The 22,769-nt window shown below is 30.2% G+C and carries 16 protein-coding genes; 6 read left to right on the top strand and 10 right to left on the bottom strand.

Annotated elements, in window-relative coordinates; all coding sequences use genetic code 11:
* Positions 1-48: 48 nt before the first annotated feature.
* From AACQ14_RS00080 to AACQ14_RS00065, 4 genes are all read right to left on the bottom strand, one after another.
* Complete coding sequence (locus tag AACQ14_RS00080) at positions 49-1,215, bottom strand: glycoside hydrolase family 88 protein (protein ID WP_339361524.1); 1,167 nt, start codon at positions 1,213-1,215, stop codon at positions 49-51.
* Between the two features lie 19 nt (positions 1,216-1,234).
* On the bottom strand, positions 1,235-2,062 hold the full coding sequence (locus AACQ14_RS00075; RefSeq protein WP_339361523.1) for a carbohydrate ABC transporter permease: 828 nt from the start codon (positions 2,060-2,062) through the stop codon (positions 1,235-1,237).
* A 15-nt stretch (positions 2,063-2,077) separates the two neighbouring features.
* Positions 2,078-2,974 carry a carbohydrate ABC transporter permease gene (locus AACQ14_RS00070; RefSeq protein WP_339361522.1) on the bottom strand — a complete coding sequence of 299 codons (897 nt, stop codon included), beginning with the start codon at positions 2,972-2,974 and terminating at the stop codon, positions 2,078-2,080.
* Positions 2,975-3,190: 216 nt separating this feature from the next.
* Positions 3,191-4,516: an ABC transporter substrate-binding protein gene (locus AACQ14_RS00065; protein WP_339361521.1), complete on the bottom strand. Its 1,326-nt coding sequence runs from the start codon at positions 4,514-4,516 to the stop codon at positions 3,191-3,193.
* Between the two features lie 399 nt (positions 4,517-4,915).
* On the opposite strand from AACQ14_RS00065, the gene AACQ14_RS00060 reads away from it, so the two are divergent.
* Genes AACQ14_RS00060 through AACQ14_RS00050 form a run of 3 tightly spaced genes read left to right on the top strand, consistent with a single transcriptional unit; the run spans position 4,916 to position 9,915 of the window.
* Positions 4,916-6,496 carry a sensor histidine kinase gene (locus AACQ14_RS00060; protein ID WP_339361520.1) on the top strand — a complete coding sequence of 527 codons (1,581 nt, stop codon included), beginning with the start codon at positions 4,916-4,918 and terminating at the stop codon, positions 6,494-6,496.
* 4 nt (positions 6,497-6,500) lie between these two features.
* Positions 6,501-8,144: a response regulator transcription factor gene (locus AACQ14_RS00055; RefSeq protein ID WP_339361519.1), complete on the top strand. Its 1,644-nt coding sequence runs from the start codon at positions 6,501-6,503 to the stop codon at positions 8,142-8,144.
* Positions 8,137-9,915: a heparinase II/III domain-containing protein gene (locus AACQ14_RS00050; protein ID WP_339361518.1), complete on the top strand. Its 1,779-nt coding sequence runs from the start codon at positions 8,137-8,139 to the stop codon at positions 9,913-9,915. Before AACQ14_RS00055 ends, AACQ14_RS00050 begins: the two co-directional genes overlap by 8 nt.
* 108 nt (positions 9,916-10,023) lie before the next feature.
* Here the strand turns inward: AACQ14_RS00050 and AACQ14_RS00045 are convergent, their stop codons facing one another.
* The 6 genes from AACQ14_RS00045 to AACQ14_RS00020 form a co-directional block, all read right to left on the bottom strand.
* Positions 10,024-11,097 (bottom strand): GNAT family N-acetyltransferase, encoded by a 1,074-nt coding sequence (locus tag AACQ14_RS00045; RefSeq protein ID WP_339361517.1) that lies wholly within the window; start codon positions 11,095-11,097, stop codon positions 10,024-10,026.
* Complete coding sequence (locus tag AACQ14_RS00040) at positions 11,094-15,371, bottom strand: AAA domain-containing protein (RefSeq protein WP_339361516.1); 4,278 nt, start codon at positions 15,369-15,371, stop codon at positions 11,094-11,096. Before AACQ14_RS00040 ends, AACQ14_RS00045 begins: the two co-directional genes overlap by 4 nt.
* Positions 15,372-15,569: 198 nt before the next feature.
* Positions 15,570-16,295: an ABC transporter permease gene (locus tag AACQ14_RS00035; protein WP_339361515.1), complete on the bottom strand. Its 726-nt coding sequence runs from the start codon at positions 16,293-16,295 to the stop codon at positions 15,570-15,572.
* Positions 16,288-17,202, bottom strand: a complete 915-nt coding sequence (locus tag AACQ14_RS00030) for an ABC transporter ATP-binding protein (protein WP_339361514.1) — start codon at positions 17,200-17,202, stop codon at positions 16,288-16,290. Before AACQ14_RS00030 ends, AACQ14_RS00035 begins: the two co-directional genes overlap by 8 nt.
* Entirely contained in the window at positions 17,183-18,202 is a 1,020-nt protein-coding gene (locus AACQ14_RS00025; RefSeq protein WP_339361513.1) for a sensor histidine kinase, read from the bottom strand. Before AACQ14_RS00025 ends, AACQ14_RS00030 begins: the two co-directional genes overlap by 20 nt.
* A 2-nt stretch (positions 18,203-18,204) precedes the next feature.
* Positions 18,205-18,900 (bottom strand): response regulator transcription factor, encoded by a 696-nt coding sequence (locus tag AACQ14_RS00020; protein WP_339361512.1) that lies wholly within the window; start codon positions 18,898-18,900, stop codon positions 18,205-18,207.
* Between the two features lie 204 nt (positions 18,901-19,104).
* On the opposite strand from AACQ14_RS00020, the gene AACQ14_RS00015 reads away from it, so the two are divergent.
* The 3 genes from AACQ14_RS00015 to AACQ14_RS00005 all read left to right on the top strand — a co-directional run bounded on the left by AACQ14_RS00015 (position 19,105) and on the right by AACQ14_RS00005 (position 22,597).
* The gene (locus AACQ14_RS00015; protein WP_339361511.1) at positions 19,105-19,410 is read left to right on the top strand and encodes a hypothetical protein; all 306 of its coding nucleotides are present in this window, start codon (positions 19,105-19,107) and stop codon (positions 19,408-19,410) included.
* 188 nt (positions 19,411-19,598) lie between these two features.
* On the top strand, positions 19,599-21,353 hold the full coding sequence (locus AACQ14_RS00010; protein ID WP_339361510.1) for a 5'-nucleotidase C-terminal domain-containing protein: 1,755 nt from the start codon (positions 19,599-19,601) through the stop codon (positions 21,351-21,353).
* A 71-nt stretch (positions 21,354-21,424) separates the two neighbouring features.
* On the top strand, positions 21,425-22,597 hold the full coding sequence (locus AACQ14_RS00005; protein ID WP_339361509.1) for a YibE/F family protein: 1,173 nt from the start codon (positions 21,425-21,427) through the stop codon (positions 22,595-22,597).
* The last annotated feature ends 172 nt before the right edge of the window (positions 22,598-22,769 follow it).

Raw genomic sequence — 22,769 nt, 5'->3', positions numbered from 1 at the left:
ACCTCTTTTATTTTAATAGTATTGATGATTTATAAGTGATTGATATGCTTACCAATAAAGTTCCCAATCTTTAACAAGTCTAGTAAGTGCTTCAAAATAAAAGTAATCTCCCCAAGTGTTACATTCATTCACGCCAACGTTCTCACAAGGATTATTAGGTGATTTTCTAGCATAAACACCATGTAAAAGCTGACCATTTGATATCTTAGGATCTTGGACACTATAATTATCTATAAGAGATTTTAATATTTTTAAAGCAACATCCCTATAATAATCTCTTTCAGATTCATCCAAGTATTTAGACATTTCAAGCATACCGCATACAGCAATTGCTGCCGCAGAACTATCTCGTGGTTCATCACTACCATCAGTAAAATCAAAATCCCAATAAGGAACTAAATCTTTTGGTAAATGGGTAATGAAATAATCTGTAATATCCTTAAAAATCTTGATATACTCAGCGTTCTTGGTATATTTATAACTAAGTGCTACACCATATATACCCCACGCTTGACCTCTTGACCAAGCAGAGCCATCTCTATTTCCTTGTCTTGTAACACCTTTTAGAGGTTCTCCTGTCTTTGTATTAAAAAAGTAAGTATGATAAGTGGATTTATCATCACGCATTATATTTTTAAGAGATGTTTTAATATGTTTTTTGGCAATATCCGCATATTTTTCATCCCCTGTTACTTCAGTTGACCAATAGAGTAATGGCAAGTTTAAAAGACAATCAATAATTAAACGATAATTATCTTCTGCACCAAGTTCTCCCCATGCTTGGATAAACTCTCCCACTGGCTGATATCTTGAAATCAAATTATCAGCTGCAAGAAGTGCTGCTTTTTTACCATTTTTACTCTGAGTAAGTTTATAGGCTGCTACACAAGAAAGACTGTACAAGAATCCCATGTCATGGTTATCAACATCTATTTTCTCTTCAATTCGATGAAGAAAGTTATCCACTTGAATTTCAGCAGCTTTTTTAAATTTTTCATCTTTTGTATGTTCATAAGCAAGCCAGATTTCACCAGTCCAAAATCCTGATGTCCAACTTATATTTTCTTGTGGTTGATAGAAATTATTTATACTAGAGTCTACCTGAAACTTATAGGTAAAGTCCGGAAGACATTTTTCTACTTGGTTGACAGCATTTTCTACAGCTTTTTTCACTTCACTATCTGTAACTTTTTCATATTTTAATAAATCTTTCATAGTATATATCCTTTCTCGACTATCCTTTTAACCCTGATGTTGCGACACCTTCTACAAAAAATCTTTGGAATGCAACAAAAATAATAAATACAGGTATTAGTGATACTACAGAAGCTGCCATAATAAGTCCATAGTCCGCAGAATATTGAGAAATAAACATTCTTATACCTAATTGAATGGTTTTCTTTGATTCAGTATTAAAGTAAATCATAGGACCCATAAAGTCATTCCAAACAGTTACAAAACTAAATATTGTTAATGTAGATAAGGCTGGTTTTGAAAGAGGTAATATAATTCTAAAATAAATCCCATATTCACTCATTCCATCAATTCTCCCTGCTTCTAAAAGCTCATTTGGAATACTTAGATAAAATTGACGTATTAAAAATACACCAAAGGCAGTAAAGGATTGTAGTAAAATAATACTTGTATGGGTATCAATAAGCCCCAATTTATTCATCATTGTATATTGTGGCAGCATATATACTTGCCATGGAATAGCAATAGTTGCTATATAAAATAAAAATAATACATTTCTTCCTTTGAACTCACATTTTGAAAAACCATAAGCAGCAAAAGAACTGGTAAATAACTGAATTAATGTTATTATTACTGTTAATTTTGTTGTATTAAACACAAATAGTCCAAAAGGAATCTTAGTCCAGATTGTTATGTAATTCTTCCATTGTGGATTTCGTGGAATCCACTGAATAGGTATACTAAATACATCCTTATCTAGTTTTAGAGATGCTGATAACATCCATAATAGAGGAAGCAGTGTTAATATACATATGATAATAATTACAACATATAAAATAGTTTTTGTCAATTTATTCATTTTATTCATAGTCAGCACCTTTCCTTACATATAACTTACCCATTTCTTTTCAGCCCTAAATTGTATAATGGTAATAGTAGCTACCATAATAAATAATACAATTGAAATGGCACTAGCTGAACCATAATCCCAAGCTAAAAAGGCTTTATCATAAATATAATTTACAAGTAAGGTGGTACTTCTTCCTGGTCCACCTTCAGTCATGATATAGACTAAGTCAAATACTTTGAAACAGTTGATTGTTAACATCATTATAACGAAAAATGTTGCTGGTGTTAGCATAGGAAGTGTTACATATTTAAATCTCTGCCAGCTTGAAGCACCATCAATTTTTGCAGCTTCGTACAATGAGTTTGGTATACCTTGTAAAGCTGCTAAATAAATAATCATGTAATAACCCATGCCTTTCCATATGCTTACTATAATAACAGCAGGCATGGCCCAATCTAGAGATGCTGTCCAACCTGGAGGGTTAGAAATACCTATAAACCTAAGAAATTCGTTAATAGGTCCAAAATCTTTTTGGAATAACATATTCCATACAACAGCAACCGCAACAATAGATGCTACATAAGGGAAAAATATGGATGAACGAAATAGATTTAACCCTTTTATTTTTTTATTTAATAAAATAGCTAATAAAAGAGAGATTATTGCAGTTGTTGGAACAGTTAATACTGCAAAATAAATTGTATTTAAAAATGCTATTTTGAAAGTTGAATCGCTTGCAAGGTCTGTAAAATTTTTAAGTCCCACAAAAACCATTGGGGAATAACCATCCCATTCCATGAAACTTAATCCAAAAGAAAAAATTACAGGAATCATGATAAATATACAGAATCCAATAAAATTAGGTAATATAAAAGATAAACCCGTAAGGGTATTTTTAGTGTTTAAGCTTAACCCTTTTTTTGCTTTCATGCCTTTCATTGCCTCCTTTAAGTCATACTAACCTATAAGAAAAGCGACTACGTCGCTTTCTTTTTATAGGATATTTCTTTGGCCGGAAGGTTTTTAAAACTTTCCTATTCTATAAAAAGGTACTTTAATAATAAAAATACCTTTCTACTAATGATTATTATCTAAGAGAATTAGGAATCCAAATTCTCTTAGATATATTAAACTTCATATTTTTAATTAATCATTCATTATTTCTGCAACACGTTCTTGCATTTTTTGAAGCCCTTCGTCAATAGTTGATTCTCCAAACATAATAAGTCCATGTTCTTCACCAAGAATTTTATTAACTTCTAGTACATGAGCAGCAATTGGTCTATCAAGTTGAATGTTTTTAACTGCCAATGCTTCTGCCATACCTTCTGGCATTCCTTCTGCATTAGCTACATTTCCTAATGCTTCATCAGTTAATATTCCAGGTAGAAGACCCGCTGTTGAAAGATAAGCTGCCGCTTGTTCATTGGTAACAAATTTCATAAATTTCCAAGCTTCATCTTTGTTTTTACTATCTGCATTCATAGCTATAGGAGTTGTAGCACCTACTGTATAACCTGCTTCTATACTTTCATCATGTGGAATTGTAGCAACACCCCAATTAATATCTGTTTCGCCTTGAGATTTTTTAAGAATAATTGTATTCATAAACCATGTTCCCATTGGCATCATACCCACTTGTCCATTAAGGAATGGACCTGAATAATGAATATTAGATGTTTTTAGAGTTGCATAATCCATAGCTGATTTATCATCATTTTGCATTTTTAATGCTCTTTCATAGTATGGTTTCATAAATGAATAATCATCAGAAATTATTGTATGCTTACCTTCTTGTACTGCCCAGTTTTGTACACAAGCATTCCAAGTATGTGTTAAAGCACCATATATTTTATTAGCACCTTCACCAGATGTAATTCTTGCAGCCACTTCAGCATATTCGTCCCAAGTCATATCATTAGTTGGGTATGGTTCTTTAGCTGCGTCAAACACGTCTTTATTATAGTAAAGAACATAGTAATCTGTTCTAAATGGTAATCCATAAATACCATCATCAAATTGGAAGTTATCAGCTAGACCATTATATTTTGAAAGATCAATTTTACTTTCATTAATATATGAAGTTAAGTCGTTAAGTTGACTTTTTTTGTACATGGATAACGTTGTATCAGCATCTTTAATGTAGAATACATCTAAATCTGATCCACCATTTAGCATTATCGAAAGCTTGTTGGTATATTCTGTTGAAGAAATATCAATATATTCAACTTTAATATTTGGATATTCTTCTGTGAATTTTGCAGCAAGTTCATCAAATGTTTGTGTTTTGGTCTTATCCCAAACTGCAACTTTTAGTGTTACTGCTTTTTCTTTTTCATCGTTTGTTCCTGTCTGACCATTTTTTGTTGTATTATCAACATTATCTTTCGTTTTATCTTTTGATGAACAACCTGAAAATAGCGACACTACTAACATCATAGATAATAATATCATTGTTATTTTTTTTGTCATATTAAAACCCTCCATTTTTCTTTTTAGTCACACTTGATTTGTGTAATATAACTATACTAAATTAAATCTTCTTAGTGAACTGATAATTTCGTGATGATATAATTAAATTTTTAAATACTGTGAAATAATGCTAATACTATTTTTAAGTTATAATAATATTTTTAGATAAAAATTATTATAGTTGAAATGCTTACATATAAATAGTATAATTTTATATGCAAATTAACCAACTGAAAGGGCGTATGTATAATCATGTTAAACATAAATACCAAAAGCATAAAATCCAAAATAGTATTATACTCAACTCTTAGTCTTCTTATGATAGGTACTCTTTCAAACATATTTATATATCAATATTTTAACAAAATACTCTCTAGTAAAGTGAGTACTATAAATAATATGAATATTAGTAATTTATCTTCACAAATAGATATTAGGCTTTCAAATCTAAATGATTTAACTCTGCTTATAGTCAACAATGTATCCATTCAAAATATCATAGGTTATGAAGACTTAGATAATTCATTTTTAAAATCAAGCGGTATTGAAGTACAAAATATATTGACAAATTATATTGTTTCATCTATTGTTAACCAATATGTGAAAAAAGCCGTAATTTTCAATGATGCTGGTATGCTCATAGAATCTATGGGTAAAGAAAGTGGTTATCTAAATGATTATGCTAATATTACTACTAGTAAAAATTTTAAGATACTAAGTGAAAACCCTAAACAACTTTATCAAATGATTTCAGAACCTGTTGTATCTTCTGGCAAATTATGCATGCCCATTTTAAAACCAATATATAGCTTAAGTAATAAATATATCAATGGCTGGCTTTATATGGAAATAGATTTAGGAATTATTAATGATATTTTAGACTCTTATAAATCCTATACAACTTTATTTGTAACGACTCAAAACAATAACATTATTCATTCAAATAATCATTATAACATAGATTATAACAATATTATAAAAGATGAGAGCAATAGTTATAGTGACTACATAATTAAATCTTATAATCTAGATAAATACAATTGGAAGATATATACTGTTGAAAAACTTATTAATATCAATATAGAAAGCCAAAATATGTTATCTGTGTTTTATATAACTGTAGGAATATCCCTCGTGGCTGGTTTGCTTATATTTATAGGTGCATCGAATATAATTACCCGACCTATTAAACTACTTAAAATACGAATAAAGAAAATTTCTTCAAAAGATTTTTCGTATGATGATGAAACCGAAAATCTTCATGGTGAAATCGGTGAAATTGGTCACGTCATAAACGAAATGGCTAGTGATATGGAAAAATTATTAGAGCAGTCTATTGAAATGACAAATGAAAAGAAAAACTTTGAAATTGCTATGTTACAGTCTCAAGTTAATCCACATTTTTTATATAATACCTTAAATTCCATTCATTGGATGGCTACTTTACAAAAAAATACAGGTATATGTAGACTTGTTGATGCCCTTACAAACTTGTTAAAAAACATGGCCAAATCTTTTTCTGATAAAGTTACTTTAGAAGAAGAATTACGGCTATTAGATGATTATTTAACTATTCAATCTATAAGGTATATGGAAAGTTTTGAATTTGTGAATAAGATAGAACCATCCCTATATAATATAAAAATTGTTAAAATGACATTACAACCCTTAGTAGAAAATGCAATTTTCCACGGTATTGAGCCCAAAGGTAAATTTGGAACCATCACATTGGATAGTCACATAAAAGACAATTGCTTGTTCATTACTGTAACAGATGATGGTATTGGTATGACTGAAGATGATATTAACAGACTTACAAGTAGAAAAAAGGAGACTAATAAAGGCTCAATTAACGGAATTGGTTACTATAATGTCAATCTAAGACTGAAATTAATCTATGGTGATGATTATGGATTAAGTATAAAAAGTGAACTTTCTAAGTATACAACTATAACAATTAAAATACCAATTGAGGAGTAAACATATGGATAAACAATTGACTTATAAAGTATTACTTGTAGATGATGAACTTATTATTTTATCTGGATTAAAATTTTTAATAAATTGGGAAGCTATTGGTTGCGAAATAATAGATACTGCAAGTAATGGACAAGAGGCATTAGATATTATAAAAGAACAATCACCTGATATTGTAATCTGTGATATAAATATTCCAGTTTTTGATGGGTTAGAGGTTTTAAAAAAATCAAATGAATTCAATAAAAATACTGTTTTTATCATGCTTACCAATCATCAAGATTTTCATCTAGCCCAACAGGCACTTAAACATAAAGCCGTAGATTACATAGTGAAAACTAATTTACAACCAGAACTTTTTATACAATCCCTTGAAAATGCACAGAATGAATTAAACAAAAGGAGAAAAATAAACAAAATAGATTTTGTAGAGAGTTATATCCATAAAAACGAAAAAGAAATCGTAAAAAATAGTATATTAAACATTTTAAATAGCACTACTAACGATCGTCATCATCTAGATGAACAATTTCAAATATGTGAGTCTGCCAATATTTTTGAATCATACTCCATTATGCAGATTTATATAGATAATCCGGATATTGTTAATATCAATTTATTTTCAGCAGAAGATAAGAATAAAATCATGGAGTGTGAAAAAGATATTATCAATAAAATTTGCAAGAATTTCTTTGAAAATTATATCATCTTAGATTATGATAGTAGTTCTGTCCTCGTGTTTATTTCAAATTATCCAAATATGGATAAACAATATATTAGACACTTATATAGAAAAATATTGACAACTTCAAAAAATATTCTAGAAACATCCATTGATATTGCTATAACGCAGATTTTTAATAGTAGTAAAGACATTTACTTATGTATTGAACAGTTAAAACAGATAAATAATTTCTATTATTATAATAACACAAATATTGTTTTTTATGATGAAATAGACCAGGAACTCTACAATGACAGTTTTGATATATCGAATATAATCAATGACTTGAGTAAGGCATTAACCACTCATAATACAGAAAATATCAATAGTGTATTTGAAGAACTCATAGAACTGTTAATTTCTTCAAAACCCAAAAAACAAAATGCTATCAATTGTTGTATTAGAATATATAATTATACCATTGCAACCTTACAAGCTCTCGATAACCCAAAAGCTTTTAATGAAAGCTTTAGTAACAGTGCTAATACCATCAATAAGTTAATGTCTCTTGGTACATTTGAAGACGTTATTCTATGGATTAAACAATTAAACCACACGATTAATCATTATAATGTATTAGTTGCTTCAAAAAGCAATAATTTAATTGACAGTGCTAAGGAATTTATACTTGAACATATTGATACTAAGCTTACATTAAATTCTGTAGCCAATTATTTGAGCATTACACCAAGTTACTTGTCCTCCCTTTTTAAAAAAGAATGTAACCGTAATTTTGTGGATTATGTCAATCAATTAAAAATTGAAAAAGCCTGTAACCTATTAAATGAAAAGCAATACTTAATATATGAAATAGCCTATATGTTAGGATTTGACAACGCCTATTACTTTACTAAAATCTTCAGAAAATATAAGGGAGTTACACCCAAAGAATATTTACAAAAAATTAAAGGAGAATATGATGTATAACAAAAGAGAAATCTTACTGGCATTAAAAGATAACATTAACTTACTAACAACGAATAATATCTTAGAAAAAATTAATGATAATCTATTTACAAGTAAACAAATAGAGTTATTAAAGGAGCATGCAAAAAAATACTCCTCAGATACAGAGTCTCAAATTTCCTATAGGAAGCACCGATTATTTAGTAATACCGGTGATAGAGCTGTTTATGAAAAAGATTATTTTAGTAAACGTGGTGATTTGATGACTTTTTCATTATTATCTTTTTTATACCCAGATAATAATGTCTATATTACAAATTTAGAAAATATTTTGTGGAGTATTTGCTGTGAATATTCATGGTGTTTGCCTGCCCATTTTCTCGATGCAGAAGATAATATCATTGATTTTAATATGCGTTCTTGTCACATTGATTTATTTGCATGTGAAACGGGTCTTGCACTGTGCGAAACCTTACAAATAAATAGAAATAATCTATCAAATGAACTTATTGCAACAATGGAAAATGAAGTCAATAGACGTATTCTAGAACCTTTCTCAAATCCTAATAACTTTTATCGTTTTGAAAAGATGTCCAACAATTGGAGTTCTGTTTGCGGTGGTTCTATTGGTTCTATAGCTATGTATTTAATTAAAGATAAATATAAACTTACTAATATACTACATAGAGCTTTATCTTGTATTGATGTCTACTTAAAATCTTTTGGGGATGATGGGGTTTGTACTGAAGGGGTATCTTATTGGACTTATGGTTTTGGTTTTTTTGTGGTTTTTGCTGATTTATTATTTCAAAAAACTCAAGGTAAACTTAATCTTTTTGATAATAGTAAAGTTAAGAATATAGCATTAAGCCAGCAACTTTGTTATATCTACGACAATCATGTTATAAGTTTTGCTGATGGTATACCTACAGATACTTATCGTCTAGGATTAGCTTCTTTTTTGCAAAAAAAATATAAAGAAGTCAAGCTGCCAGATATCCAATATGCAACAAATCTTTATGATGATCACTGCTATAGATTTTGTTTAAGTTTAAGAGATTTTTTATGGAGTAGTGAAGATACTGTTTTTGGATTAGAAGAAAATATATCTGAATACTTGGAAGACTCACAGTGGTTTATAAGTAAAAATACCAGCACTAGCATTGTTGCAAAAGGTGGCAATAATGATGAATCTCACAATCATAATGATGTTGGCTCTTTCATCTATTATAAAAATGATAAACCCATTTTATGTGATCTTGGGGCAGGACTATATGATAAGAATTATTTTAGTGATAAACGCTATAATAATTTCTGCACTAGTTCCAAAAGTCATAATATACCTATTATAAATGGCCATCTACAGGAATTTGGAAAACAATACAAAGCTAAGAATATTGAAACCTTATTAACTGATAATGTTGACTCATTTTCTTTAGAACTGCAAGACTGTTATGATGATAATACTTTGAAATTATATAGTCGCAGCATTGAAGTGAAAAAAAATACTGCTCCTAAAATAACTATAACCGACACATTTGAATTCAAAAAAGAAGGTATAGTTACCGAAAACTTTATTTCCCTTTGCCCAATAGAAGTACTGGATAACCGTGTTGTTTTTACCAACGGTAATATAATATCTCATATGGAGTTTGACTCTGTTAACATGAATGCTAAAGTCTCAGATCATTCATTTGTTAATCATTTTGAGGAGGTAGTTCCTGTATTTTTACTTCAATTAACACCAAAAGAAAAGTCTAAAAATGTGACTATTATTTTAACGTTAAGTTAATTTATCTTATGTTTAAAAACTAAAAGGGGACTTTCGGATAATACATCAGTCCCCTTTTATCTATTAATCTTATATATGTTTATAAACTATGTGATATCGTTAGCAATCCTATACTTTATCAATATTTGACATCCACCAATTAATAGGTTCTATCCTTATACCATTATCTTCTCTATCAAAGTAATCAAATGCAAATATACTTTCTAATAATGTTTTCTTGTCATCTTCTCCATAATTTGATATATCCATATTTTCTTCATCCCATTGGGTTTTTATCATAGGATATAATTTATCCCATAATTTTTGAGTATTGATTATTTTTATCTGATCACAATGACTAATGGATAAATTGCTTGCTAATCCATTAAGGCAACTTAGAACTTTACTGTTTTCATAAGGATAAAATACTGTCATTTCTTGGAGGTCATTTTCTACCATATGATTGATCAACAAGCTCTCTATATGTTCTTTATCACCTTGAAGTTCTAATATATAATTAGGATTATTCTTCTCATATATCATATACCCTTTACCACCATTATCATTACAACAATTAATAGTAATATTCTTTCTTATTAAATTTATTTTCCAATTCTCTATAGTCCTTGATACTTTGTTTTGATATTGATTATATAATGTATTTAACATAGGTATATCCTCAGCACTTGCTAATCTGATATTCTTATCCGTGTTCTTAATTAGTTTAGCTAATTGCCTATGTTCTATTGAAAAATTACAGGTTCTGCCGCTATAATCCCATCCATAATTTTTATAACGATGTCTGTCACCTGTTAACCATGATATGTCATAACCTTCATCATCCATCATTTTGATTATTTCTTTTAACATATAAGACATTAATCCTTTGTTCCTGTAATCTTTTAGTATACATACCGTTCCAATGCCACCAACAGATAAGTTGATTCTGCTTCCTTTATATACAGCTTCTAAGTCCACAGGATAAATACCGATACAGCCAACTATTTTTTGGTTTATCTTTAGAATCCTTGTATTAGCAATCTCTTTTTCAGTAGCATGTTCAATATCTGGGAAAATATGAGGCAGATGTTTAACAAACCAGTTATCCTCTTCTTTCATAAATGCATCATTAATGACTAACAGTAATTCTTCATAATCCTTAGGTGTACACTTCTCAAAGCTTTTCTCTAAATTATTATTCATCCATTAACCCTCCTATCACTATCTTTTTTCTTATCTATTCCTACAATTTTATATTCAAAATCTTGATAGACAAATCTTTCATCTATTCCCCTCTGCAATAAATCTTTGCTGAAATCGGTCATGATATTTTTATTATAAGGATTAGACTCAATATCTATTTCAAATACTTCCTTAGACATATTATCTTGTACATATACTCTATCTCCAAACCATACTGTTTGTTCTGGATGAAAGTCTCCTTGCAATTCAACATTTTCTGCTTTTTGTTCATCATTTTCAACTATAACTTGTTCACTACTATCATTTTCTTTCATTTTACCTTTGATTAATTCAATTCTATCAATTACATCATTAACAACCTTCTCAGAATCCTTCCACCAATCTAAACTCCATATCCTGTATAGATTCCAACCTCTTGATTCTAGGAATCTCTTTCTATGGATATCACGTTCTCTTGTAGAAGGCTGGTTATAATAAGAATAACCGTCACATTCAATTCCAAGTAAGTATCTAGAATTATCTTTATCATACACTGCCAAGTCGATTTTATAATCTGAGACTCCCACGTTTTTCTCTACAAGATAGCCTTTATCTTTTAACTTTGCATATAACTTGGATGCTATATCATCCATATCATCAGCTTTTTTATCCCTGTCTTTTGTGAATGCCAACTCTCTTAGGACATTTTCTGCCTCAGCATTTTCTTTGGAAGATACTTCTCTAGCATACTGAAGATAGTTTTTGAATAATTTTGCTCCAATATTTTTTGTTCCTTCTACTCTTAATTCTTCTGGTTCAATAGAAGTTATCACATATATTTTTTCTTTAGCACGGCTAATAGCAACGTTCAGTCTATTCTCGCCCCCATCTTGTGATAGAGCACCGAAGTTCACCGATACTTTACCAGATTCATTAGGAGCATAACCTATTGAGAATATAATTATATCTCTTTCATCCCCTTGGACATTTTCAATATTTTTAACGAATATACTTACATCTTCATTTCCGTTTTTACGATTCTTTTCATGGTTATATAACTTTTTGAACTCTTTGTCATAGTTTCCTCTAGTATCCAATAAATCACTGATTAGATCTTTTTGGGTTACGTTAAATGTTATAATTCCTATAGTCTCATTATTTTTTCTTGTTTTCAATATCGAATCTACCAAGTCCACTACTTTACTTGCTTCTGCATTATTTTTCCTCTCTATCCACTTCCCATCAACTTTTATTCTTTCTATTGGAGAAGGTTTATTGCCTCTTATATTAACTATGTTAGGGGATATATTAAGATTACCACCATAAAAAGCATAGTTAGAAAAGTTGATAAGTTCCTCATATCTGGAGCGATAGTGATAGTTAAGGTGTACTGATGGATAATTAATCTTAGCTAAGTCTAGAAGACTTTCTTCTTCAAATGCTGCTGCAGTTTCTATAGTTGCTAGTTCTTCGTCAAAATCATCATATCTTGCCATGAATGTAGAGCTTGGTTTTAACTGCTTATCATCCCCAGTTACAACAACTTGTTTTCCTCTATATATAGTTGGTATTGCATTTTCAACGTACATTTGAGAAGCTTCATCAAAAATTATCATATCAAACATACCCTCTTTTAAAGGTAATATATCAGAAACAGTTTCTGGACTAAGGAGCCAGCATGGAAAAACAGTCAATAGAAGCTCACTGAATTCAATAACATATTTTCTGATTGGCCATGTTTTACGTTTTTTCTCAGCTTGTCTCTTAAATTCTTTAAAAAGAGGTGTATCAACAAATAACTGTAACTTATCATTCCATTTACTTTTTATCAGGTCTGCTGTAAGACTATTTTTTTCCTTCATGAGATTATCAATTTCTTGTATAGTTTCTTGGTACATGGAAAAATGAAGGTAAAAATCGTTGTATTCTTTTGTTTTTTCTATATCATTTATATGTATCAATGTTGTAAAAGGAATAATATTACTTAGTACTTTATTAATGTCTTCATGGTCTTTAACTGCATTTATAGCATAATCCAATATTTTTACTTGAAGATTGGATAAGTTATCTATCCTATTTTTTAATCCATAAAATACTTCTATATTATCAGCTGCATCTTTGATTTTTTCTAAGTCACTGATAATGTCAAATTCCAGTACGAATTTTTCACATAATGAGTTAAAAATATCTTCTCTTATTACTGGTTTCAATTCTTTTAACAAAGCTATTACTTCATTGATTATTATGCCATACTTAATGAATAACTTTTCAAGGTCCGTCTTTCTCTCATCAAAAGTAAGCATATTTTTTTCTAATTCTTCTTTTTTGCTTTTATGTTTTAACCAATGATTGGGACTCCACCATTTATTGTCTTCATTCTGCTCTACCAACTGACCATTAACCTGTTGATTTATCATATGAGCATGATTGATTACCTGCTGTTTGGTTACACCAAAATCATTTTCAACATACAATCTCCCTACTTTTTCTAAATTTTCCAGCTCTATTTTTGGTATTTCACTGTTGATTTTATCAGTAATCCTAATGATGGTATCTTGTAATTCTTGTATTTCAATAAAATCTAGTTTCCTTACAAAAGTATCAATCATGGGATTTTCTTTACACATTTCTTTATAGCTGATATAAGTCTGTTCAATGATATCATTAGATTCTATACCATCCATAGCTTCTCTTAGCTCTTGATACTTATAATTTTCAAATGGATTGTCCTTACGAAAGCTCCTATAGTTTTCATATCTTATATCTTCTGTTGAGGTTATAGCTTCTGAACAAGCATACATGTCATGAAGAGTTATACCGTATTCTCTTTCTTCATGAAGTATTTCTGCCATATTAGTTAGATAGCTTATCTTTTCATCAATTGCAGACGCATCATCATCAATTTTAAGGTTAAGAGAATTATCATAATCCATTGCTTCTGTACTAATGCATTCACATACTTTTCTATAGAAATCTCTCTTATTCTTGTTGGCATCATGTACTAGGGCAATCTTTTGATTAATATCCGCTAATCTATTATATATTACATCAAGGGCAGCTCTTTTTTGAGATACCATCAATACTTTTTTCCCTTTGGCAAGTGAGTCACATATGATATTTGCTATGGTTTGGGATTTACCTGTTCCTGGAGGTCCATATATAACTAGATTGCTTTTTTCATTAGTACTTAATACTGCATTTTCTTGATTATTATCAAGTGAAGATAAGAAGTAGACTTCTTTTTCTGATAACTGCTTTGCTTTTTCATCTGATTTTTGGACAGGTTCATCAGATACATTGTCGTCTTCTTTATTCATCAACAACAGTTCAAGGACTTCATTATATAATTCTTCCTGCTCTAGATATTGATAGTCCGTATATATGGAATTAGATAATGGAAATTGTCCTAATACCATATAGTTTTTCAATATCAATTCTCCTGCTTCATAGCTAGGCAGTTTTGCATTAGTGTAATCAACAAATCTTTCAATATCTCTTTTATTAGTATCCTCAATATTGATTTTATTTTCATCAAGATATTTTATTAGTCCAGAGATTGCATCATCTGAGAATTGTTCTAGTGATGAGAATTCCATATCTAATTCTGTTATCTTGGATTCATTGAATTTGCAATATGCAAATATGAATACCTTATTAATTAATATCTCTTGGTCAACAATATTTGAAATCTGCCATTTATTACTAACTTTTTCTAGTTTTACAGGGAACATAAAAAGAGGGGCTCTAACGAAGGTTGAATCATTAAATCTCCCCTCAACAAATGGATAGCTTACATACAATTCATATTTTCCTGTTTCTTTTTCTACTGCATCAATTTCTCTAAGCAAGTAGTTAATGTTGTTAGAGTAACCTATCATCTTTTCAATCTTATCATCTATCTTCTTCTTGTCAGCAACTAATTCCATATCATATTTTTGATTGATTTCTTGTTTTCTTTTAGTGAGTACTTGTTTTTCTTCTTCAGATAGATCATTTAATTCTTTTATTGTCTCTTCTAGAGCTAATAATTCCTGTTTTCTATTATTGGCAATTTGCTTTTCTGAAGCTTTTAAATCCTCATTTCTTATCTTATAAGGGTCGTCAATAATTATTTTCTTTCCTTTTTCCCTGTTTATTAGAAAATTGGTAAGTTCATCATTTATGTTTTTATTTAATTCAATCAACCTTGATATATCGAAGGATCTTTTTTTATGTATTTTCTTAAGAACCAGACTTCTATTTCTTCCACTTAGATTAATTAACCTGTCTTTATATGTTTTTAGAATATCTTTCACCGAATATTACCCCCTGCTAAAGTAGATAAACTGATATTTATTGCTTACTAATGGTTTTATTATATCAAAATTATAGCTTATTACAAATAATTTATATTAAGTTTCCATTTTTAAGCTTACAAATCCTAACTATCTTCAGATATCTTATTTTGAGGAACAACATTCATAGTACAATTCTTTGGATATAGAATAGATATATCAAGCTTCTTGTTTTTTTGCAGCAAAAATTATACCAAATAATGATACAGCTGTAATGCCAAATAAACTAACATAAGTTATTATCATCGGATAAGAATATTCAATACTTAGTGCTGTAATATTACAAATTCTCATAATTGATATAATTGGCAGTATAGATGACAATAGGGGAGCCCAAATTCCTATAAATGAAATTAATGCATAAACGATTGTTACACATATTGATACTAGAAATCCTTTTTTACTCATCAATGCTATAAACATAACAGGAAGCATAGCACAAAACATTAGCAATCCAGACATCAAATAAGTTGCAAGACCTTGGAAAAAATCATTTAATGTGAGTTTTACTCCAATAAATAAGCCTACAAGATTTAACATATAAGATATAAATGTAATACATACTATTGTAATTAGCAACACAAATAACTTAGATAGCACTAAAGATACCCTGCCTACAGGAATAGTAAATAGGTTTTTATATGTATTTTCAATCCGTTCCCTTGTAAAGATATAAGTCCCCATAAGACCAAATATACAAGGCCATAACAATAGAATTGACATCCACATACTTTGTGTACAATAATCTATCCAATTACTTTGCACAGAAATATTGCTTCCTACCATTAAGGAGATTATTGGCAAAATAAAGCATCCTGCAAGACAGATCCAAAGAATATTAGAACCTTTTAATTTCTTAAACTCTACTTTTATCAAATTAGCCAATTGATACACCCCCAGTCAATTTTAAAAAGTATTCTTCTAAATTTCCCTTATTCAAGCTAATCTCTGAAACACCGACTCCTGCATTATTTAAGTGGCGGTTAATATCTTCAAAATTTGCTTCAATTTGATAAATCTTAATTCCTTTTTCGTCTATAACTTCAAAATCAGTAATATTTAATTCCTTTTCTAATATGGGAATAGTTTTTCCTATGTTAGAAACGGTCATTTTGACATAATGACGATTTCTTCGTTTTATTTCATCCATAGAAATCTCTTCTATAAGTTGACCGTTATCAATAATACCAATGGTATCAGCCATTTGTTCAATTTCACTTAATATATGACTAGAAATTAATACTGTGATGCCTTTTTCTACTGATAGTTTTTTAATAAGCAATCTAATCTGTTGTATCCCAACAGGGTCAAGTCCATTTGCTGGTTCATCTAAAATAATAAATTCTGGTTCGTGCATCAGAGCCATAGCTATTCCAAGACGCTGTTTCATACCGAGAGAAAACTGTTTGACTTTTTTCTTAGTTTCTTTATCCAAATTCACAAGTGCCAAAGCATTGCCAACAGCTTCTTTTGATTGCGTACCTCTAAGATCAGATATAATCTCTAAATTCTCTTTTGCTGTTAAATTTTCATAGAATGCCGGTGATTCAATTAACGCACCAATTCGTCTGAAACATTTCTTTGTCGGAGTAATCAGCTTCTCTCCAAATAGCAACACTTCACCACTTGACGGTTGCAGTAAACCCATCACCATTCGTAATGTTGTTGTTTTACCTGCTCCATTTCGTCCTAAAAGTCCGTACACTTCGCCTTTTTTTACATGGATACTTACATTTGACACTGCAAATTGTGTACCATATTTTTTTGTCAATTCACTTGTTTTTAAAATCATATTTGCCCTCCTTTTTATTTCCGAGTTTATGATAACACGCTGTTCTTACATCATACTGATATAAATCTGACATTTCTCTGATATTTTCACTAAGAGGAAAGCTTACACGAAACACTGTATCCCCTGGAATAGAGTATAAAACTTCAACGGTTCCGTTCATCTTTTCAGCAAGTTCCTTTGCAATAGCAAGACCCAATCCACCACCTTGTGTTCTTGAATTATCCGCCTTATAAAGCCGTTCAAATATAAAAGGTATGTGATCTTTATCAATTCCCATACCCTTGTCCTTAATATCAACAAAAACTTTATTATTATCAACTGATAAAAATACCCCAAGATATTTCCCATTTTTTCCATGAATAATTGTATTTCTGATAAGATTTTGAAAAATTCTTATGATGGCAGATTTATCAGCCAAAATAAATAACGATTCATTAGTAATTTCAATTTCAAGAGAAATATTTTCTTTCTCCATATAAGGAATAAAATCAATGACAATTTGACGTAAGATTTCACAAATATCTATTATTTCAAGGCTCAAAAAAATTTCATTTGCATCTATTTGAACAAATTCAAACAGTTGATTGACACGTTCTTTAAGAGTTAAAGATTTTTGTAATGCCGTTTGAATATAATCCGATTTGTTTTTCTCTGGAATTCTATTTTGAGTGACAGCTTCAAGATAGCCTATTACCGATACTAACGGTGTCCTAACATCGTGGGACAAGTTGGAGAGTAGTTCCTTTTTAGTATTATGTTCTTTTTCAAAGCCTTGACGTTGTTTCCAATAAGCTGAAATAAGTTTATTTGTTTCAAAAGCAAGTTCGGCAACAAAATCATGTTTGTCTGTGAAAATATATAAATTTTCTTGCCCATTCAAAACATCATCAAGAATTTTACTCATATTCAAGATTCTCTTTTTTGCAAGATGTTGCTTTATAAGAAGAATAGCGATTATCACTAAAAGTATACCTATAAATATGTAAAAAAACTTAATCATAGTCAATTTACCTCCTCACAAAAACGATAACCAATTCCCCAAACGTTTTGTATCCATTGGGGGTTTGCTGGATCATCTTCAATTTTTTTACGAAGTCTTCGTATAAGAGCCATTATTGTATTATCATCATAAATATACTCCTCTTCCCAGACATTTTGGTAAATTTGCTTTTTTGTAAAAACCTGATTAGGGTGTTCTGATAAGAAGCAAAGCAATTTATACTCTTTGGCAGTAAGAGAAAGAACAATATCACATTTGGTAACAATACATTTCATGGTGTCTATCTTTAACTTTCCGTATTCACGGAGGCATTGAGTACTATTATCTCCACCTAACATAGTGAATCTTCGGATTAAGCTATTCACTCTTGCAATTAATTCAGACAATCCAAATGGCTTTGTAAGATAATCATCAGCACCTATTTTAAGACCCAAGACCTTATCCATTTCGTTGCTTTTTGCTGAAAGCATGAGAACGGGAACATTTGATATATTCCTTACTTCCTTTAGAATTTCCAATCCGTTTATTTTTGGCAACATTACATCAAGTATTATCAAATTAAATTTGTTTTCCTCAAGCAATTCACAGATTTTTTCACCGGTATGAAGAAGTGTTACTTGATAACCATCGCTTTCTAAGCATTCCTTCAGTAAATTACACAATTCAACATCATCATCTATAATTAAAATAGTTTTCAATTTTATACCTTCTTTCAAGGAGATTATATATCAATTTTATTTATATAATTTTACCATAATAAGTCTGAAAAACAATATAAATTACCTTTTGAGGAAAAGTGATATCACTCCATATTAACCCTCCTATAAATTCTTTATCAAGTAATATTCACAGATAATATGGTTAAACTAGATATTGATACCACTATTAGAAGGGAGCTTATCATGTTAAATAGTATCTTTGAAACACGTACAAGGTTAGATGAAGGTTACCATATCTCATTGACCATACCAAAAGAAGAATACACAGTTATTTATGGAAATGATATCAATGAACATCATGCTACTGAGATTATTAATGATTATCTACAACATAGAGATGATGACGGTGAAGCTCATGACATCAAGATATATGACCATGAAACCAGTAATATGATTGAGATAGAAGCTCAGTTGAATTATATAGGAAATGAGCATACTGATTATAATAAATCTCATGGAGAACTATTTTCAAATAATACCAATGAATAATAATAAAATTAGGGGCTTAATTGATTTATATTTCGTTGTTAAGTCCCGTTTTTATTTCTCAATAAAGGACTCATGTCCATTGACTGCCATCGGGAATTATACTATAATTATAGTACTTGGAGATATTATAATTTCTATCTATTTATATATTCAAGTATATAAAATTAAATATTATTGGGAGGATTGTTATGAAAAACAGAGTAAGAAAGTTATTAAGTATGTTATTAGTTCTATCAGTAGTATTTAATCTACATACTGTATTCATGTATGCAGGTGAAGATACTATCACTTCAACACCAACAACTACTGACACAACCTTACCAGCAGTCAATCAGCTAGAAAATGTAATTGACATCTTAACTGTCAACGACTTCCACGGGAATGTAAAAGAAAGTGGTAAAAACATCGGAATGTCTAAAATGGTTCGTTATATTAATGAACAAAAAGCTGTAAATCCTAATACCATTGTTGTTTCTGGTGGCGATAACTACCAAGGAACAGCTCTTTCTAATCTAACATATGGTGCTCCTGTTAATGAAATGTTCAAAGGCATGGATGTTCTTGCATCAGCAGTAGGAAACCATGAATTTGACTGGGGTGTAGATAGAATTGAGCAATGGGCAAAAGATGGTAATTTTACTTTCCTTGCTTCTAATATCTATGATAAAACAACTAAAGAACCTGTAACTTGGGCCAAGCCTTATTTAATTCATGAAATTGCTAATAAAAAGATTGCTTTTATTGGTATATCTACAATAGAAACTGCTCATAAAACTAAAGTAGATAATGTAGCTACTCTAGAATTCAAACCTGCTGATGAAGCTGCTAAGATTTGGGTAGATTACTTAAAAGCCGGTAAAGCAGAAGAAGGAACTCCAGACATAATTATTGCTCTAACTCATGTTCCTACATGGCAGGATAATTACGGAGAAAATCCTGAAATTCCTATAACTGGTGATGAAATTAATGCTCTATGTCAAGTTGAAGCCCTTGATGCAGTAATAACAGGTCATTCACATGAAACTGTAGCTGGTTATATCAATGATAAACCTGTTGTTCAAGCATATAAATATGGTAGAGCAGTTGGTAAAATATCTATTGAACTAAATGAAGATGGTACAGTTAAATGTATTACTCCATCTGTAGAATCTGTTTATAAAAATTCTAAAGACCTGCTTGAAGATCCAGAAACCAAAGAAATATATGATAAATACGAAGAAGATTTTGCTCCAATAGCCAACGAAGTCGTAGGCCAGTTAAAGGGACGTTTATCACATGATTCTAAAAACGTTACTCCTCTAGGCTATTATGTTACAGACATCATGAGAAAAGCGACTAATGCTCAAATAGGATTAACTAATGGCGGCGGACTTAGAAGAAGTCTTGAAGAAGGCGAAATTACTATGGGAGATCTATATGAGGTAATACCTTTTGATAATACTTTGGTTACAATGGAAGTGTCTGGTTCTCTACTTCAATCATTAGTAGATCATGGTATTGAAGCAGCTGACATGGGAGACGGTCAATTTGCTGGATTGAAAGTTATATATGACCCTAATGCAGAATATGAAAAAAGAGTAGTCAGTATTACATTAGAAGATGGTACTCCATTAGATATGAATAAAAAATATACATTGGTAACTAATGATTTCGTAGCTACTGGTGGAGATAAATACAGCTTTGAAGGTGCTGAAAACGTTGTCGATACATTTGTTCCAATAAGAGATGAACTTGTAAAAGGAATAAAAGCTGAAGGTACAGTTGTAGCTCCTACCATAGACGTAATATCACCTATAGGTACTTATAAAATAAAATCTGGTGATGTTCTATGGAAAATAGCTAAAGTATATAATACTACCTATCAAGAACTTGCAAAATTAAATGACTTAAAGAATCCTCATAAAATATACACTGGTAAAACATTATTAGTACCCGCTAACTAATCAGTATTATAGTAAGGGGCTGTATCATAATACAGCCCCTTTTCCTAACCCTGAATAAGGAGAAAAATGACATGAAAAGTAGATTATTAGTTTTGATTATACTTACTTCATTGTTCTTGACCTCTTGTAATTCAAAACTCGAAGGTGATATTACTAAAGATGAAAAATACGGAGGTCTTGCTACTTATTATGAAGAAGATATGGAAAAACCTGAATATGACGTAGTAAAGGCAAAAGTTATTAGAGTAGATAGAGATGATACTACTCTTGAACGCCCTAACATTCCCATAGAACAAGATATTAGATATCAACATCTTTATATTAGAATATTACAAGGTAAACATAAGGGTGAAGAATACTCTGTAAGGAATACCGTTGAGATGGTTAACCCATATAGATTGGTTTTTAACCCAGGAGATAAAATGTATATTTATGTTTATGAGACTGATAAAGGCACAGTTGGAAATATACATATATATGAACGCTGCAGAGACAGTGCAATCTTTATTATTGTGATTTCTTTCTTGATATTATTAGTTGTCGTTGGAGGATTCAAAGGACTGAAATCAGTAATTACCCTTACTTTTACTATAATATTGATAGCCTTTGTTATGCTGCCACTTATCCTGAAAGGTTTTAATCCTTTGGTAGTAACAGTAGGAATAATATCCGTAACTACTACCTTCACATTAATTATAATAAGTGGATGGAATAAGAAGACAAGAACAGCCATTTTAGGAACTGTAGGCGGCGTTCTAGTAGCAGCGTTTGCTGCTGGTCTTGTTGGTAGAGTTGCTATGCTTACTGGACTTGGTGATGAACAAGCTAGAATGTTAGCATATATTCCTCAAAACAGGCACTTGGATTTCAAAGGCATTCTATTGTCTGGTATTATAATAGGTGCTCTAGGAGCTGTTATGGATGTTTCTTTATCCATAGCCTCAGCTATGTGGGAAATTGAAGATAATACACCTAAAATATCAACTAAGAGATTAATAAAATCTGGTATGAATATTGGTAAAGATATAATGGGGTCTATGTCCAATACATTGATATTAGCCTATGTTGGAGGTTCAATACATCTCTTGTTGTTATTTATCGCTTATGATATAACTATAGTTGAAATCTTGAATATGGATATGATAGCCTCAGAAATAGTAAGGGCAGTAGCAGGAAGTATAGGACTTATTTCAGCTATTCCATTAACTACTTGGATAGGTGGGACATTAGGAAGAAAACTTTAGTTAGTGTAAAATTAAAGTAGGAAAATTGGATATAAAAATAGAAAAGAGAATCTCCTTATGTTAAGATATTAATCACGACAAAAACACCTTAAGGAGGAACTCTTTTCATGAAAACTATTATACAACAAAACGTGGTAAATATCATTAATAGATTTACGGAAAAAACAATGGA

It is taken from the genome of Vallitalea maricola (genome assembly GCF_036985595.1).
GTDB lineage: Bacteria > Bacillota > Clostridia > Lachnospirales > Vallitaleaceae > Vallitalea > Vallitalea maricola.
Note: the sequence above shows the minus strand (reverse complement) of the source record. Positions and strands in the feature narration are given on the sequence as shown.